The 15,437-nt window shown below is 37.7% G+C and carries 14 protein-coding genes and 1 tRNA gene; 7 read left to right on the top strand and 8 right to left on the bottom strand.

Annotated features, from left to right (window positions below; genetic code table 11):
* The gene (locus QGN23_RS06910; RefSeq protein WP_282906257.1) at window positions 1-1,260 is read right to left on the bottom strand and encodes a mechanosensitive ion channel family protein; all 1,260 of its coding nucleotides are present in this window, start codon (window positions 1,258-1,260) and stop codon (window positions 1-3) included.
* A 69-nt stretch (window positions 1,261-1,329) separates the two neighbouring features.
* Here QGN23_RS06910 and QGN23_RS06915 point away from each other — a divergent pair, with 69 nt between their 5' ends.
* Both QGN23_RS06915 and QGN23_RS06920 read left to right on the top strand, forming a co-directional pair.
* Window positions 1,330-1,815 (top strand): DUF456 domain-containing protein, encoded by a 486-nt coding sequence (locus QGN23_RS06915; RefSeq protein WP_282906258.1) that lies wholly within the window; start codon window positions 1,330-1,332, stop codon window positions 1,813-1,815.
* A 12-nt stretch (window positions 1,816-1,827) separates the two neighbouring features.
* Window positions 1,828-2,448, top strand: coding sequence for a hypothetical protein (locus QGN23_RS06920; protein ID WP_282906259.1), 621 nt, complete (start codon window positions 1,828-1,830; stop codon window positions 2,446-2,448).
* Here QGN23_RS06920 and QGN23_RS06925 read toward each other — a convergent pair.
* Complete coding sequence (locus tag QGN23_RS06925) at window positions 2,435-3,076, bottom strand: uracil-DNA glycosylase (RefSeq protein WP_282906260.1); 642 nt, start codon at window positions 3,074-3,076, stop codon at window positions 2,435-2,437. The genes QGN23_RS06920 and QGN23_RS06925 overlap by 14 nt on opposite strands.
* A 63-nt stretch (window positions 3,077-3,139) precedes the next feature.
* Entirely contained in the window at window positions 3,140-3,649 is a 510-nt protein-coding gene (locus QGN23_RS06930) for a GNAT family N-acetyltransferase (RefSeq protein ID WP_282906261.1), read from the bottom strand.
* Window positions 3,650-3,744: 95 nt separating this feature from the next.
* On the opposite strand from QGN23_RS06930, the gene QGN23_RS06935 reads away from it, so the two are divergent.
* The 3 genes from QGN23_RS06935 (at window position 3,745) to QGN23_RS06945 (ending at window position 7,613) form a co-directional block, all read left to right on the top strand.
* Window positions 3,745-5,895 (top strand): endonuclease MutS2, encoded by a 2,151-nt coding sequence (locus tag QGN23_RS06935; RefSeq protein WP_282906377.1) that lies wholly within the window; start codon window positions 3,745-3,747, stop codon window positions 5,893-5,895.
* Window positions 5,896-6,286: 391 nt separating this feature from the next.
* Window positions 6,287-6,640: an ISAon1 family transposase N-terminal region protein gene (locus QGN23_RS06940; protein ID WP_282903875.1), complete on the top strand. Its 354-nt coding sequence runs from the start codon at window positions 6,287-6,289 to the stop codon at window positions 6,638-6,640.
* A gap of 28 nt (window positions 6,641-6,668) precedes the next feature.
* Window positions 6,669-7,613: an ISAon1 family transposase gene (locus tag QGN23_RS06945; protein ID WP_282903876.1), complete on the top strand. Its 945-nt coding sequence runs from the start codon at window positions 6,669-6,671 to the stop codon at window positions 7,611-7,613.
* A gap of 216 nt (window positions 7,614-7,829) precedes the next feature.
* Here QGN23_RS06945 and QGN23_RS06950 read toward each other — a convergent pair.
* The 3 genes from QGN23_RS06950 to QGN23_RS06960 all read right to left on the bottom strand — a co-directional run bounded on the left by QGN23_RS06950 (window position 7,830) and on the right by QGN23_RS06960 (window position 11,071).
* A tRNA-Phe gene (locus QGN23_RS06950) sits at window positions 7,830-7,902 on the bottom strand.
* Between the two features lie 86 nt (window positions 7,903-7,988).
* Window positions 7,989-9,827 (bottom strand): lysophospholipid acyltransferase family protein, encoded by a 1,839-nt coding sequence (locus tag QGN23_RS06955; RefSeq protein ID WP_282906262.1) that lies wholly within the window; start codon window positions 9,825-9,827, stop codon window positions 7,989-7,991.
* Between the two features lie 5 nt (window positions 9,828-9,832).
* A complete protein-coding gene (locus QGN23_RS06960; RefSeq protein ID WP_282906263.1) occupies window positions 9,833-11,071 on the bottom strand; it encodes an aspartate kinase in 1,239 nt (412 codons plus the stop codon).
* A gap of 263 nt (window positions 11,072-11,334) precedes the next feature.
* Between QGN23_RS06960 and fbp the strand changes: the two genes are divergently transcribed.
* Both fbp and QGN23_RS06970 read left to right on the top strand, forming a co-directional pair.
* Window positions 11,335-12,351: a class 1 fructose-bisphosphatase gene (fbp, locus tag QGN23_RS06965; protein WP_282906264.1), complete on the top strand. Its 1,017-nt coding sequence runs from the start codon at window positions 11,335-11,337 to the stop codon at window positions 12,349-12,351.
* A 49-nt stretch (window positions 12,352-12,400) separates the two neighbouring features.
* Window positions 12,401-13,405 (top strand): o-succinylbenzoate synthase, encoded by a 1,005-nt coding sequence (locus QGN23_RS06970; RefSeq protein WP_282906265.1) that lies wholly within the window; start codon window positions 12,401-12,403, stop codon window positions 13,403-13,405.
* Between the two features lie 78 nt (window positions 13,406-13,483).
* Here QGN23_RS06970 and QGN23_RS06975 read toward each other — a convergent pair whose 3' ends face one another.
* Both QGN23_RS06975 and QGN23_RS06980 read right to left on the bottom strand, forming a co-directional pair.
* On the bottom strand, window positions 13,484-14,197 hold the full coding sequence (locus tag QGN23_RS06975; RefSeq protein ID WP_282906266.1) for a DUF3575 domain-containing protein: 714 nt from the start codon (window positions 14,195-14,197) through the stop codon (window positions 13,484-13,486).
* Window positions 14,198-14,392: 195 nt separating this feature from the next.
* A complete protein-coding gene (locus QGN23_RS06980; RefSeq protein ID WP_282906267.1) occupies window positions 14,393-15,355 on the bottom strand; it encodes a YpdA family putative bacillithiol disulfide reductase in 963 nt (320 codons plus the stop codon).
* Window positions 15,356-15,437 lie beyond the last annotated feature (82 nt).

Consider the following 15,437-nt stretch of genomic DNA (forward strand, 5'->3'; position numbering starts at 1 on the left):
TTAAATTTTATTGAACTGCATAATTTCCAGATCAAATTCTTTGGACGCTACCAAAAGATGGTCAAAAATATCTGCCATTATTCCCTCATAATTTACCCACGCAGAATCGTTTGTAAAACAGTAAATTTCCAGCGGCATTCCATGAGGCGTATTCTCCAGTTGCCTTACAATCAAGGTTCCTTTTTGATCGATATGCTTATTATTTCTAAGATAATTAAAGGTATATTCCCGGAAGACCCCAATATTGGTCAACTGCCTGCCATTAATGACAAGGTCTGCATTTTCGATATGCGTCCGTTCTTCGATTATTTCATCTTTCATTTCATGAAGATAATCTCTGATTAAATTAATTTTAGACAACCGGTCCACCTCTTCTAAATCTAAGAACTTAAAGGACTTAATATTAAAAATAATGGAACGCTTAATTCTTCTGGTATTGCTCTCTGACATAACCTGCAGATTCTTAATTTCCGTGGTCAGAAAATCATAGGTCGGAATGGTTGATATCGTTTTATCGAAATTCTGTATTTTCGTTGTCAAAAGATTTAAATCGACGATGGTGCCTTCCAGATTGTATTTCGGAATCCCGATCCAGTCCCCTACTTTTAAATTTTTAGAAGTTGCGACATGAATCCCGGTAACGAAACCAAGAATCGTATCTCTGAAAACCAAAACCAGAACAGCGGTAATTGCTCCCAAACTGCCGACTATCGCAGAACCGCTAATTCCGAAAATCACACAAATTGCAATGACTGAGGAAACAAAAATCCCGAAAATTTTGACAGTTTGCGAAACTGCATTCAACGCAATGATTTTATAATAATCTTTTTTGATGATGAAGAAATTACGAAATGCACTCATCCCCCGGTACAGCATTCCAGCCACCACAAAAACGATGAATAAACCCATCATTCTTTCTAAGAAAGTAAAACTTTTTGGGTGCCTGTAGAAAATCGAAAACAGGGCATAACTACCAAAAAGCAGCGCGATGATATGGGAAAACGAATTCGTAATTCTCGCAGCATAAATGGATTTCAGAACAGGATATTTCTCTTTATCAAAAAATAACTTAAAAACAGTGTTAATTACTAATTTGAAAAGAAAATCAACCAGGTAAACTATCGCAATAAAGAACGCAAATTTAAAAAAAATCTGAAGAAGCAGCACCCAACTGTCCGGCGAATGATCTTTCACAAAAAAGTGAATAGAGTCGCTTACATTCTGCAGTAAATCTTTTGTATTTGTTATTTCTTTATCCATCCCAGCAAAAATAAGAATTCTGTTTGTCTTTCACAGATTAATAAGTACATTTAACAAAATTTAGTTACGATGGATACTACTTTAATTCAAATTGTCAGTATAATATTATTAGTTCTTGGGATTTTAGGAACTTTCCTGCCCGTTTTACCGGGATTATTATTGAGTTTAGCGGGCCTGTTGATTTATAAATTCGGAACAGACGCACCTTTACCGATGGTTTATATCTGGATTTTTGTTTTCCTGACCATTCTGTCAACCGTTCTCAATTATGTCATTCCGGCCAGAACCAACCGAAAATATGGCGGTACGCGTTGGGGAAGTGTAGGTTCGGTGGTAGGAACATTTGTCGGATTATTTTTCATTCCGGTGCCGTTCGGATTTTTAATCGGAATGTTTCTGGGCGTTTTCATCGGAGAATTACTGCACGATGCCTCCGATAAAAAGAAAGCCTGGAATTCTACGAAAGGTGCTTTAATTGGATTTCTTTACGGAACAGGTTTTAATTTCATCGTGGGGCTGGCAATGTTTTTGGTTGTTTTAATTGATATGTTTTAAAAAGACAAACCTATGATTTACAAAACATTAGTAAGCTCACTCACTTTTTTCACTTTGGCAACCTGTCAGAGCCACAATGCAGCAAATTCCACAAAAACAACCGCAGTGGAAAATACCGAAGTTATAACGAATACCAATTCGCAGCCTGTTCCCAAAAAAGAAGCGTCGGCAATGTCGACTGTTGTACCACCCGATGACCGACCAGTGAAAATTGCAGAAAAGCAGCAAGCAATATCCAATAAAAAAAATGTGGTTTATTTCAAAGAAGGTGAAAATAAATTCCTGAAGGAATATGAAATGAATGTCACCTTCAAAAGAATGCTCGAAGACAGCCGCTGCCCCAAAGACGTACAATGCATATGGGCCGGAAATGCAATGGCAGAAATAGAAGTGATGGGACTTTATACCAGACCAGTCATTTTACAGCTCAGCACGATGAATGATGTAAATAGAAGCTATTACAACACTCAAAGTTTCAATGGATATAAGATTTTGCTGGTTGAAGTAAGTCCTGATATCACTTCTGTCAAGGGATTTAAAGCATTAAAAGGAAGCTACACAATTGCTCTTCAGTTTGAAAAAGAAGCTTCGGGAGATTCCCCAACTCAGAAAGGAGGAACTACCACGAAATAGGATTTATCTTTTTCGATTTCAAATAATCATTAATCTGCGAAAAGGGTTTGCTTCCATAAAAACCACGATAAACAGAAAATGGTGACGGATGCGCAGATTTTACGATAAAATGTTTGGAGGAATCAATCAGTTCCTCTTTTTTTTGTGCAAATGCGCCCCATAAAACGAAGACTACATTTTCCTTTTTATCTGAAATTTCTTTAATGATGAAATCGGTGAATTTTTCCCAGCCTAGATTTTTGTGAGAATTCGGTTCGTGCGCTTTCACGGTCAAGGTGGCATTCAAAAGCAAAACACCCTGTTTCGCCCAGTCATCAAGTTCTGTTCGCGATCTTTCAATTCCCAGATCATCTTTCAGTTCTTTAAAAATATTTTTAAGCGAAGGTGGTGCTTTTACTTTTTCAGAAACAGAAAAACACAGACCGTTCGCCTGATCATCATTATGATAAGGATCCTGTCCAATGATCACCACTTTTACGTTTTCAAAAGGAGTTAAATCCAATGCTCTGTATATTTCCTCTTTTGGGGGAAAACATTTTTCTGTTGCATAAGCGTCTTGTACTTTTTGCCAAATATTTTCGAAGTATCCGGTGTTTTTAATCGGAGAAAGAATTTCAGTCCAGGTCATTGTATGATGTGATGATTAATTGATATGGTGATGTGATGATGTGGTGATGCGATGATGTGTTGATTATTTAAATGCGCTTAATTCAAAAATAATATTTTCCGGGTACTTTTCATCCTTGCGTTTTTTGTTTAAAACAAATTTTGTTTTCTCGAGTAATTTTATGGAATCCAAATTATTTTTATTGGTAAAAGCTTCTATTTTCTTTAAGTTCAAATGATTGAAACCATAATCCAAAATACAGTTTACGGCTTCCGACATGATTCCTTTTCCCTGATATTTCGGCAGTAATTCATATCCTAATTCAGCAGTAGATTTATTTTTGGAAAAATTCCACAGGCAAATTGTGCCTATTAATTTCGGGTCATTTTGGAGCGCAATTCCCAGAAAAACGATTTCTTTATTCTCCGCTTTTCTTTTTATATTTAAAATAAAATAGAGCGCTTCAAAAGAATCTTTCGGAGGATCGCGGTGAAGAAATTCATTAATTTCAATATTGCTTCTAATGTTTAGAATGTCGTGGGCATCATATTCTGTGACCGTTCGCAAAATTAATCTTTCAGTAGAAAACTTCATCTTTCAAAGATATAATTTAGAAATTAATTTTACATTGTCGAAACGGTTGTCTCAAAACTTTTGTAACTATGGTGTCAAAATAAGTAAATTTGCGTGTGCATATACAAAAAGAAGATTTAAACGAACTCGAATTTCCGGAACTTTTGGCGGAGATTTCCCCTTTTGCTTTCTCGAAAAAAACGGCAGCTAAAATTGCAGCCATCCGACCATTTGATATTGATGAGGCAGAATTATCCTTAAAAAAAGTAGCCGAATATCTATCAAGTTTTGAAAGTGACAACGCGATTCCTTTCAGCGAATTTGAAGATATCGACGCAGAATTAAAACTGATGCTGATTGAAAATTTCAGATTAGACAGTGCGGCTTTCCTCAAAATAAAAAGTCTGACGGAGCAAATTGCCCGACTTCAAAAGTTCTATCCGGCTTATGAACATCTATTTCTTCACCTCAATAACGATGTTAAAGATTTAGAATACCGAAAGGAAATCATCGACAAAATCGACAAGGTCTTCAACCGTTTTGGCGAAGTGAAAAGCGACTCGTCTCCTGTTCTGAAAACTTTGCGGGCTGATATTTCTCACGCAAAAAAAACAATTCAGGAAAACTTTAACCGGGCACTCACCGCACTTTCTTCCACTGATTTTCTGGATGACATCCGCGAGAGTATTGTTGATGACCAAAGGGTTTTAGCCGTAAAATCCGGTTATAAAAAACGGGTTCCGGGAAGGGTTCTGGGACTTTCTAAAACCGGCTCGATTACTTATATTCAACCTGAATCGGTGGTGAAACATCAGTTTAAATTACGGGAAGACATCGAAGAAGAAAAGAAAGAAGTCGATAAAATTCTTCGGAAATTAACCTTCGAAATTTCAGAATTTCAACCTCAACTTTATTCTTATCAAAAGTATATTTTTGATCTGGATGTTACACGTGCTAAAGCAAAATTCGCTGAAAAAATCGGCGGAATTTTACCCAAAATCAACCGTCACAGAACAATGCGGCTGGTCAATGCTTTTCATCCATTATTGCTGATTAGAAATCAGGTTGAAAAGAAAAAAATATTTCCGCAGACTTTAACCTTAACAGAACAGAACCGCATTTTGTGTATTTCAGGACCGAATGCCGGTGGGAAATCGATTACTTTGAAAACGGTTGGCTTACTGCAACTGATGATTCAGAGTGGGATTCTTGTTCCGGTTCATCCGAGATCTGAAATGTTTTTCTTTGATAAATTAATGACCGATATCGGTGACAATCAATCGATAGAAAACCATCTTTCAACCTACTCTTCGCGGCTCAAAAAAATGTCGAAAATCATTCGGGAAGCCGATGCCAAAACGCTGTTGCTCATCGACGAATTCGGAACGGGTTCTGATCCCGAGTTGGGAGGTGCTTTAGCAGAAGCCTTTTTGGAATTCTTCTACGACAAGAAAAGTTTTTCGATTATTACCACGCATTATACCAACATTAAACTCGTCATCGAACAGCTGCCTAATGCGCAAAATGCCGCAATGCTTTTTGATGAACATTCCCTGGAACCGCTATATAAATTAGAAGTCGGACAAGCCGGAAGCTCATTCACCTTTGAAGTTGCCGAGAAAAATAAGATCCCAAAATTCATCATTGAATCTGCTAAAAAGAAAGTGGAGCACGACATTATCAATCTCGATAAAACGATTGTAAAATTGCAGCAGGAAAAATTTGAAGTAGAAAAGCTGAAAACCGATTTGACAGAAAAAAGAGATTCCACTCAAAACAAAAAAGAAAATCTGGAAAAATTGAATGAGCAACTGGAGCAGAAGCTTTTTAATTTTCAGAAACTATATGAAGACGAACACCGCAAACTGCAGTTCGGAAATAAGATTGAAACCTTCATCGATTCTTATGTCAAAGGGAAATCGCGGAAACTGGTCGTGGCAGATTTTGTGAAAATTCTGGAGCAGGAAAAGTTCCGCAAACTCGGCGCTGATAAAGATGAAAACAAAAAACTGCAGATCGTAAAACGAAAAATCACGCAGCAATTAAAGAAAGTGGATGTTCGGGAAAAAATTGTAGAGACCAATGAAAAACTGGAAGACAAACGCCAAAAAGAACGCGCCGTCTGGATGAAAGTTGGCCAACGTGTCCGGATTAAAGGATCCGCAAGTGTAGGAACCATCGATAACATTGAAAAAAACGGGAAAGTTTCGGTAAACTACGGAAGTTTCAAAACGCAGATTTCGGGTGATGAGTTGGAGCGGATTTAAAGAAATTGTAAATAAGGAAGGTTTTTAAACAGGTCAACCCAAAACTTGGGGAGAAAGATATACATATTTAATTTTGAAGAATAAGAACTGATTTAATTTTTTGAAGATCTGAAAGACAAGACCAACATTCAACTATTCTCCCGAACAACGATATTCCAACCGTGAAACAACGATAGGGTCAGCATAAGGTCAGCATAAGCCAGGGGTTGCTATGAGGTTGGGTGCAGTTTGGTTACCTTAGAAAATGGGTGAAACCGGATGACTTATGTCCTTTTTAGGGCCACCACGCACAAATCCGATTGGCTGACCAATATCTTTCTCAAATTATCCAAAATTTTTGGGATCAATCCCAAAACTTGGGGAGAAAAGATAAATTTAATAATTTTGTTAGATGCTAAATGAAACAGAAGTCCTCAAATTTTTATTACCTGAATTTTTAATTGACCATTTTGAGATTGTGAAATTCGAAGAAGTAAGTAAAGTGCTACATCTTTATTTTGAAGAAAAAAATACGATTCCAAAGGAGTTTTCTTCTCTTACTTTGCAGTCAAAGGGTTTTCTGCCGGAAATAATGGTAGATGATTTTCCACTGCGCGGAAAGTCCGTGAAACTGCATATCAAACGCCGAAGATGGACGGATGTAAAATCCGCAAACATTATTCAAAGAGACTGGAATCTCATCGCCAAAGGAACTCGCATGACACATGATTTTGCGGAGTTCTTAAAAAAAATCAGCCGATACTAAAGCGCTTCCCTGTAAGACCATAGCAGAAATGTATGGCGTAAATGGAAAGAAATTTCAAAGACAATATAAAAAAAGCATCAGCGATTTTAAAGACTGGGATCAAAAACAACACGCTGAAGACTGGATCTTATATACTGAAAACCTCTCTGACCAGCTTTCTTTAGATGAAGTCGCTCTTTCAGACGGGGAATTATACACCGTTCTTACTTCCAAGAAAGCGAAAGGCAAAAAAGGAAGCATCGTAGCCATTATTAAAGGTACTCAAAGCGATAAAGTCATTGAACAGATTCTGAAAATCAGCAGAAAATTCCGACAGAAAGTTAAAGAGATCACGCTCGACATGGCAGGTTCAATGAAACTCATTGCCAAAAGATGTTTTCCCAATGCCATTCAGGTCATCGACCGTTTTCATGTTCAGAAGCTCGCCACAGAAGCATTGCAAGACCTCAGGATACAACATCGGTGGCAAGCCATTGAATTGGAAAACAACTGTTTGACAGAAGCAAAAGAAAAGAAGAAAACTCCTGAAATTGAAATTTTTGAAAATGGTGATACCAGAAAGCAACTCTTGGCAAGAAGCCGATACCTACTCTACAAGACCAGGGAAAAGTGGACATCAACACAAAATGAAAGAGCGCAAATACTGTTCTCTCACTATCCTGATTTAGAAAAAGCGTATAATTTATCAGACGGGCTGAGGAAAATTTACAATCAAAATATTCAAAAGTCTGTAGCAATCCTAAAATTAGCACATTGGTTCAAAGAAGTAGAGGAATGTGGGTTTAAATCATTTTCAGTACTCATGAAGACCATTATGAATCATTACAATGACATTCTCAATTATTTTGACCAAAGAAGCACCAATGCGTCGGCCGAATCTTTTAATGCGAAAATAAAAAACTTCAGATTACAACTTCGAGGGGTAAGAGACAAATCATTTTTCCTTTTCAGATTATCCAAAATTTTTGCGTAGTCCCCAAGTTTTGATACTGATCCCTTAGTCCCCAAGTTTTGATACTGATCCGGTAAGAGACAAATCATTTTTCCTTTTCAGATTATCCAAAATTTTTGCGTAGTCCCCAAGTTTTGATACTGATCCGAAGTCTTGGTTATTAACTTAATTATACTAAAAAAGCCCCTTAAATAGGGGCTTTTTAATGTTTCTAAGAATTTTCATTCTTTCGTTTTGTGGTCTCTCCAGGAATCGAACCAGGGACACATGGATTTTCAATCCATTGCTCTACCAACTGAGCTAAGAGACCTTTCGTTAATTGAGTGGTGCAAAAGTAACAACTTTATCCTTACCATGCAAATCATTTGCAAACTAATTTTAACAATTTTAACAATATTACTGATTATCAGAGACATTATTTTCTTCCCGTCTGATTTGCTCACTCATTTCTTCTAAAACCGGCTTGATTGTACTCTCCGGTAATTCACTAATCCGAATATACATCAACCCATCAATCGCGTCATTAAAACTGGGATCTACATTGAAAGAAATCACTTTCGCATTCTGCTTGATATATTTTTTAATCAAAACAGGCATACGCATCTCCGGCTCCAAATCGTCGATAATCTTATCGAGTTTATTTAAATCAGATTCTACGTCATCGAAAAAAAGATGCTTGTCACGGTCCTTTAGCTTCACCTTAAACTCATTTTTCGGGTGAATATATTGCGCCACAGCAGAATCGTAGTAGTGCGACCGCATAAATTCAATCATCAGGGATTTGGAGAATTCCGAGAACTTATCGGAAATACTTACGCCACCCATCAGGAATTTATGTTCCGGATTTCTTAAACAGACATGCACAATACCGCGCCACAAAAGGAAAAGCGGTAGCGGTTTCTGTTGATATTCCTTGGAAATATAGGCTCTTCCCATCTCGATTACTTTCCGGAAAAAAGGGCGGAGTTCAGGATCAAATTCGAAAAGAGAACTGGTATAAAAACCATCGATACCGTGTTTCTTCATCACCTCACTCCCCAGGGCCATGCGGTAAGCTCCGGCTAATTTCTGTGCCTGGCTGTCCCACAGGAACAAATGGTGATAATGCTCATCATATTCATCAAGATCAAACGGGAGATTGCTTCCCTCGCCGATTTTTCTGAAGGTAAGTTCGCGCTGCCTTCCGATTTCACGCATGATGGAAGGAATATCGTTATACGAGGCAAAAAAGACTTCATAATTTCCATTCCTGAAAAGCATTTTATCATTTTTGCTGAGTATTTCTATTTCACGTACAATATCCGCTGTTGGGGTTTCATCAATAATATTCTGAACGACATTGGCCTCTTTTTTTAAAGAAAAATTAAGTTTCAGGTTGGGAATATTTAAACGGTCGGTAATCGATTTCCTTTTTTCATAATAAGACTTTAAAAGGAGGATCTTCTTTTGCAGAAACTCTCCCATTTCTTCTATGCTGTCATGATCTTCCAGCACTTTCACCGAGACTGGTTTTCCCAATCTGATGCGGATGGGTTTTTCTCTTTTATACATCATTTCAGATGGCAATAAAAGGGTTTGTAAATCGGGATGCATTTTCGCCATCTGATAAAATAACCGGCTGTTTTTTGCGTGAAAATACATCGGAACGACGGGAACTTTTGCCATCTTGATTAATTTCAGTGCAGGCTTTTCCCATTTCTTATCTAAAATCTCACCAAATTCATTGTTACGGTTCGAGACTTCGCCAGCGGGGAAAATGCCGATGCAGCCGCCATTCTCCAAGTGTTTTAAAGATTCACGCATTCCCGCCGAACTGCTTCTGAGCTCTTTCCTGTTTTCGAAGGGATTTACCGAAATTACGAAAGGTTTCATCGGTTCAATTTTTTCTAATAAAAAATTCCCCATGATCTTGAAATCAGGTCGAATCTCGGTTAGAATTTTGGTCATTAAAATTCCATCAATAGCACCAAGCGGATGATTGGAAACCAGAATGAAAGGACCGGTTTTGGGAATCCTGGCCAAGTCTTCTTCGAAAACGATATATTTCAAATCGCGTTCCCGCACGAAAGAATCAAAAAAGTCTTTTCCGACTTTGTCCTTCAGCACATCGTACAATTTATTAACCTCATTTATTTTTGTCAACCGCATAATCGCCGACGCCGCAGGATTTTTCAGTAATCCTAATTTGCTTAAACCCGAGGCTTTAATCAAATCACTTTTAGAAATTAAACTCATTGAAATCAATTAATTACAACCTGTATGGTTTTTTGGGAAATCTGCTCCAGCATTATTTTTTTATCTTGATAAAATTTATTCAACTGCTCTAAATTAGCGTTTCTTATGGTATAAAGCGAAACATTTTTAATAATTTCTGTATTGAACAGTTTTTGAAGTTCTTCATCCACTTCTTCAATAGTCAGATAGAGATCTTCTAAACACAGATCCAGAGAAATCGCAGAATTCTGCATCAAAGAAATTTTGATTTTATATTTGGCTAAAAGAGAAAATATCTGGCTTAAATGCTCCTCGGCAATGAAAGAAAAATCGCGGGTTGCAATCCTCATCAAATGCTGGTTCTCCTTTAAAATAAAAGATTCTTTCTGACTTCTTTCTTCACTCGCGCCTACTTTGGTTCCCGGATTTTTGGGCTCCAAAAACGATTTCACATAAAAAGGAATATTCTTTTGTTTAAGCGGCTGCAGCGTTTTGGGATGAATTACCGATGCGCCGTAATAAGCCATTTCTATTGCATCTTCGTAGGAAATATGATCGAGCAGGGAAACATCTGCAAACTTTCTGGGATCGCCAGTCATGACTCCCGGCACGTCTTTCCAGATCGTCATGGCTTCGGCATCGAGACAATAGGCGAAAATTGCAGCCGAATAATCGGATCCTTCTCTTCCTAAAGTGACCGTAAAATTATTGTCGTCAGAACCAATGAAACCTTGCGTCACATAACAATTCTGCTGATTCAGCGATTTCATTTTCTGTTCGGTTTCCTGCCAGTTGACATTTCCTTCGCGGTAATTATTGTCGGTCTTAATAAAGTCCCTTGCATCACACCAGGTATTTTTAAACTGAATATCATTTAAGTATTCGCTCAGAATTTTAGATGATATCAATTCACCACAACTCACTACCTGATCGTAAACAAAGTTATAATTCGGTGATTTATTTCTTCTTAAAAAAGATTCGATATCCCCAAAAAAGACCGAAATTTCAGCAAAAACAGGATGGTTCTCCGCAAACAAATCCTGTGAAATCAGCAAATGATTCTGTTTCACTTTTTCGATTTCAGCCTGGTAATCGGTTTTGGAAAAATAGTTCTCTACGACTTTTTCTAAAGCGTTGGTGGTCTTTCCCATGGCCGAAACCACGAGGAGACAACTCTCAAAACCCTGCGTTTCTAAAACCAGGGCTACATTTTTTACACTTTGTGCATCTTTTACCGATGCGCCACCAAATTTAAAAACATTCATCTAAATACTTCAATATCAATAATTTATTTTCACCAGAGGAAATCTCTGTACAAAATACCAAGGGTCAAAATTATTAATTATCGATGAATAAAAAAAACTTGGATTCATATTAAAAATGAGATTTTAAAAATAAAAGTTGCGAGATAATTTCGCATAAGCACGCTTTAGAGAAAAGAAACGCCGATTTGTGCCATTTAATAAAAACAAATGCTGTTAAATTGAAAGAATTTTACGAAATTTGTAACAACCCAAAAAGAAAAATAATGTCAGAACAGTCGTTCCAAACTCTTGGTGAATTCATCATCGACAAACAAGAAGATTTTTTGTATTCCACAGGAGAGCTTTCGCGCCTGCTGAGTGCCATCCGTTTGGCCTCGAAAGTGGTTAACCGTCAGGTGAACAAAGCCGGAATCGCAAACATCATCGGTAAAGCCGGTAATGAAAACATTCAAGGCGAAGAACAACAGAAGTTAGACGTACTGGCCAATGAAATTTTCATCGAAGCATTATCCCAAAGAGAAGTGGTCTGCGGAATTGCCTCGGAAGAGAGCGATGACTTTATCGAAATTCAGGCAAGCTGCAATGCGCATTTGAGCAAATATGTGGTTTTAATTGATCCTCTAGACGGATCTTCAAACATCGATGTGAATGTTTCTGTTGGGACAATTTTCTCGATTTACAGACGAGTTTCCGAACCGGGGACTCCAGTTATTCTGGAGGATTTCTTACAAAAAGGAGTCAATCAGATTGCTGCGGGATATGTGGTTTACGGTTCATCCACGATGATTGTTTACACGACCGGAAATGGCGTAAATGGTTTTACCCTGGATCCAAGTTTAGGCACTTATTACCTTTCCCATCCCAATATGATGTTTTCCCGAACCGGAAAAATTTATTCCATTAATGAAGGAAATTACATTAAATTTCCACAGGGAGTGAAAGATTATATTAAATATTGTCAGCGGGAAGAGGAAGACCGCCCATACACTTCCCGATATATCGGAAGTTTGGTTTCTGATTTCCACCGAAATATGATCAAAGGCGGAATCTACATTTACCCTTCAACTTCGCAATCACCCAACGGTAAACTGAGACTTTTGTACGAATGCAATCCAATGGCGTTCCTGGCTGAACAAGCAGGCGGAAAATGCACCGACGGTTTCCAGAGGATTATGGAAATTCAACCGACCGAACTGCATCAAAGAGTTCCGTTTTTCTGCGGAAGTTATGATATGGTAGAAAAAGCAGAAGAGTTCATGAGAGAAGCCGCTGCGAAATAAACAAAACAAAAACAATCTAATCCGGTCAGAGCGTGCTCTGACTTTTTTTATGAAAAAAGCAACTTTTAAACAATATCTTTTAGAATTCAAACAAGCCAGCGGAACATCCCGCGGTATTCTAACCTCCAAGGAAACCTATATTCTCGAAATAACCGAGGGTGATAAAAAAGGAATCGGAGAATGTGCAATTTTCCGCGGACTGAGTTTCGAAGACGTTCCCGAGTATGAAGAAATGCTGCAATGGCTTTGCGATAATATTAATGAGAACAAGAAACTTCTTAGAAAAGAACTGCTTCATTTTCCGTCCATCTGGTTTGGTTATGAACAGGCGATGCTGAATTTGAAAAACGGTGCAGACCTCTATTTCCCCAGTGATTTTTCAGAAGGATATTCTTCCATCAAAATCAATGGTTTGATTTGGATGGGCGATGCGGATTTTATGGAGCAGCAAATTGAAGAGAAATTAGATCAAGGATTCGCTTGTCTGAAACTGAAAATCGGTGCGGACTGGAAGTCGGAAAAAGAAATTCTAAAAAAACTCCGAAAAAAGTTCCCAAAAGAGGAACTAGAATTAAGAGTTGATGCCAATGGTGGATTCACTTTTGAAGAAGCGAAAGTGGTTTTACAGGAACTTTCGGATTTGGGAATTCATTCTATCGAACAACCGATTAAAGCTGGAAACACCGATCAAATGGCCGAACTTTGCAAGACAAGTCCAACACCGATTGCTTTGGACGAAGAGTTGATTGGCGTCTTAAATTTCGAGGACAAAAAGGAGCTTTTAGAAAAAATCAATCCACAGTTTATTATTTTGAAACCATCATTGGTTGGCGGATTTTCCGGTACTGATGAATGGATTGCTTTTGCAGAAAGTAAGAAAATCGGTTGGTGGATTACCTCTGCCCTGGAAAGCAATATCGGCCTGAATGCGATTGCACAATATACTTTCACCAAAAATCCAAAAATTCCGCAAGGTTTGGGAACCGGCGGATTGTTTACCAATAATTTAGAAACCCGATTGGTTCTCCATGGAGATGAATTGATGATGAGATAAATTAATTCGGCTCAGTTTTGAATTCTTTAATAAAGTTTTCAAAGCTGAGCCGAAATAACTGTGATGAAAAATTAAATATTAAAACCGATATCCCACTGACAGACCAGATCTCACTCCGGCCCACGGTCCGTCTACATTAATACTTGCTCCATTAGCATCTGTTGTGGCAGTATATTTTACGAAAGGAATATCGAGCCCTTCAATTTCTTTTTTCAATTCCTGCTGCTCAGAAGGCGTGAGGATTCTGGATGAATTTCCACGGAAATCTCCCTTGCCTTTTCCGTAATGGGCGCCAATAATCCACCAGTCTAAAACCCAGTTATTTTTTTCACCTAAAAACCATTGGGCGCCAACTAATAATCCACCACTGTTTCCTTTTGCTTTTCCTGAAATTTTCAAAGCAACATCTCCCATTCCATAATCTGAAGTTAAGACCACATTATCAGCATTAAAAGACGAATATCTGTAATAGGGCGCGAGATAAAAACCATGCCCATATCCTTTACCCAAATATATTCTGGGTTCTATCGTGAAATTTGTCAAAGAAACTTCAATATTGGAAAGCTCTGTATCTTTTATATAACTGCTGCTAAAAGGAACACCACCCTTTCCCATCGACCCAAATCCAACGGCAACGGAGAATTTTTTATTGATAATACGCTCGTAACTGAGATTAACATTTCGAAACGCGTAAGCCGTGATGTTTGTTTTAACAATGTTCATTTTCTCCGGTGAACCGGTTTGTGAAAAAAAAGTGCCTGAAATAAACAGCATGAAAAATAAAGTCCTCATAAAGTTATAGTTATTGGTTTGTATTAGCTTTTCATTTAAGAAGAGCCCAAGATATTAAAATAATCTTAAAGAAACCTTATGCGGTAATTTATCATATAGCTTCAGCAATTATTACAAATTATTCTTGTGATTTGCTATTTTTCAAATTTGAATTTTGTCCGTTTTAAAGGGATTGTATAGGCATTCACCTCAATTTTAAATTTTAGCCAAAATATCTTTTATAATAATTTCTGCATGAACCCGGGAGTTTTCAATGAACCACAGATGCGTGTCTTTCCCTCCGCAAACTACGCCGGCTAAATATAAACCAGCTACATTGGTCTCCATGGTATCTTCATTATAAAAAGGTTTCAGATGATCTCCGTGAAGTTCGATGCCAGAATTTCTCAGGAATTCAAAATTCGGAAGATAACCGGTCATGGCTAAGACAAAATCATTTTCTATTTCCCGGATAGTGTTGTTTTCATCTTTAAAGATAATGGCATCCGGAGTTATTTCTAAAACCTCTGCATTGAAGTAAGCGGCAACAGTTCCTTCATTAATTCGGTTTTCGATATCAGGTTTCACCCAATATTTCACGCTTTTAGAAATTTCAGCATGGCGGATAATCATGGTAACCTCTGCCCCTTTTCGGTAGGTTTCCAAAGCAGCATCAACCGCAGAATTACTGGAACCGATGACGGCAATTTTTTGATGGGCATAAGGATAAGGCTCGGAATAATAATGCTTGACCTTGGGCAGATTTTCTCCTTTGACATTCATCATATTGGGAATATCGTAGAAACCTGTGGCGATGGTGACCTTCCTGGCGAGGTATTTATTTTTGGCCGTTTCAATTAAGAAATTATCTTTCTTGGTCACTTTTAAAACCTCTTCGTATAAATTGATATTGATTTTCAGATGTCGCGAAATACCCTGATAATATTCCAGCGCCTCTCTCCTACCCGGTTTTTGCGCAGTAGAAATAAAGGGAATATCTCCAATTTCCAATTTATCGGCGGTGGAGAAAAAAGTCATATATAAAGGATAATGGTAAAGTGAATTTACAATCGTTCCCTTTTCGATGATGAGATAAGAAAGTCCCGCTTTCTCGGCTTCCAAAGCACAGTTTAAGCCAATCGGTCCGCCACCGATGATTATAAGATCATATAATTTCATAGTGCAAATATATTGAACTGAAATTTCTTCAGATTAAAACAGCGTCTGAAATTTCGTAAATTCAAAAATTGACAATTACAGT

This window comes from Chryseobacterium gotjawalense (genome assembly GCF_030012525.1).
Taxonomy (GTDB): domain Bacteria; phylum Bacteroidota; class Bacteroidia; order Flavobacteriales; family Weeksellaceae; genus Kaistella; species Kaistella gotjawalense.

What these genes read in the sequence shown, in the direction of transcription:
- QGN23_RS06910 (WP_282906257.1), bottom strand. Translation starts at nt 1,260, where the DNA reads ATGGATAAAGAAATAACAAATACAAAAGATTTACTGCAGAATGTAAGC.
- QGN23_RS06915 (WP_282906258.1), top strand. Translation starts at nt 1,330, where the DNA reads ATGGATACTACTTTAATTCAAATTGTCAGTATAATATTATTAGTTCTT.
- QGN23_RS06920 (WP_282906259.1), top strand. Translation starts at nt 1,828, where the DNA reads ATGATTTACAAAACATTAGTAAGCTCACTCACTTTTTTCACTTTGGCA.
- QGN23_RS06925 (WP_282906260.1), bottom strand. Translation starts at nt 3,076, where the DNA reads ATGACCTGGACTGAAATTCTTTCTCCGATTAAAAACACCGGATACTTC.
- QGN23_RS06930 (WP_282906261.1), bottom strand. Translation starts at nt 3,649, where the DNA reads ATGAAGTTTTCTACTGAAAGATTAATTTTGCGAACGGTCACAGAATAT.
- QGN23_RS06940 (WP_282903875.1), top strand. Translation starts at nt 6,287, where the DNA reads ATGCTAAATGAAACAGAAGTCCTCAAATTTTTATTACCTGAATTTTTA.
- QGN23_RS06945 (WP_282903876.1), top strand. Translation starts at nt 6,669, where the DNA reads ATGTATGGCGTAAATGGAAAGAAATTTCAAAGACAATATAAAAAAAGC.
- QGN23_RS06955 (WP_282906262.1), bottom strand. Translation starts at nt 9,827, where the DNA reads ATGAGTTTAATTTCTAAAAGTGATTTGATTAAAGCCTCGGGTTTAAGC.
- QGN23_RS06960 (WP_282906263.1), bottom strand. Translation starts at nt 11,071, where the DNA reads ATGAATGTTTTTAAATTTGGTGGCGCATCGGTAAAAGATGCACAAAGT.
- fbp (WP_282906264.1), top strand. Translation starts at nt 11,335, where the DNA reads ATGTCAGAACAGTCGTTCCAAACTCTTGGTGAATTCATCATCGACAAA.
- QGN23_RS06970 (WP_282906265.1), top strand. Translation starts at nt 12,401, where the DNA reads ATGAAAAAAGCAACTTTTAAACAATATCTTTTAGAATTCAAACAAGCC.
- QGN23_RS06975 (WP_282906266.1), bottom strand. Translation starts at nt 14,197, where the DNA reads ATGAGGACTTTATTTTTCATGCTGTTTATTTCAGGCACTTTTTTTTCA.
- QGN23_RS06980 (WP_282906267.1), bottom strand. Translation starts at nt 15,355, where the DNA reads ATGAAATTATATGATCTTATAATCATCGGTGGCGGACCGATTGGCTTA.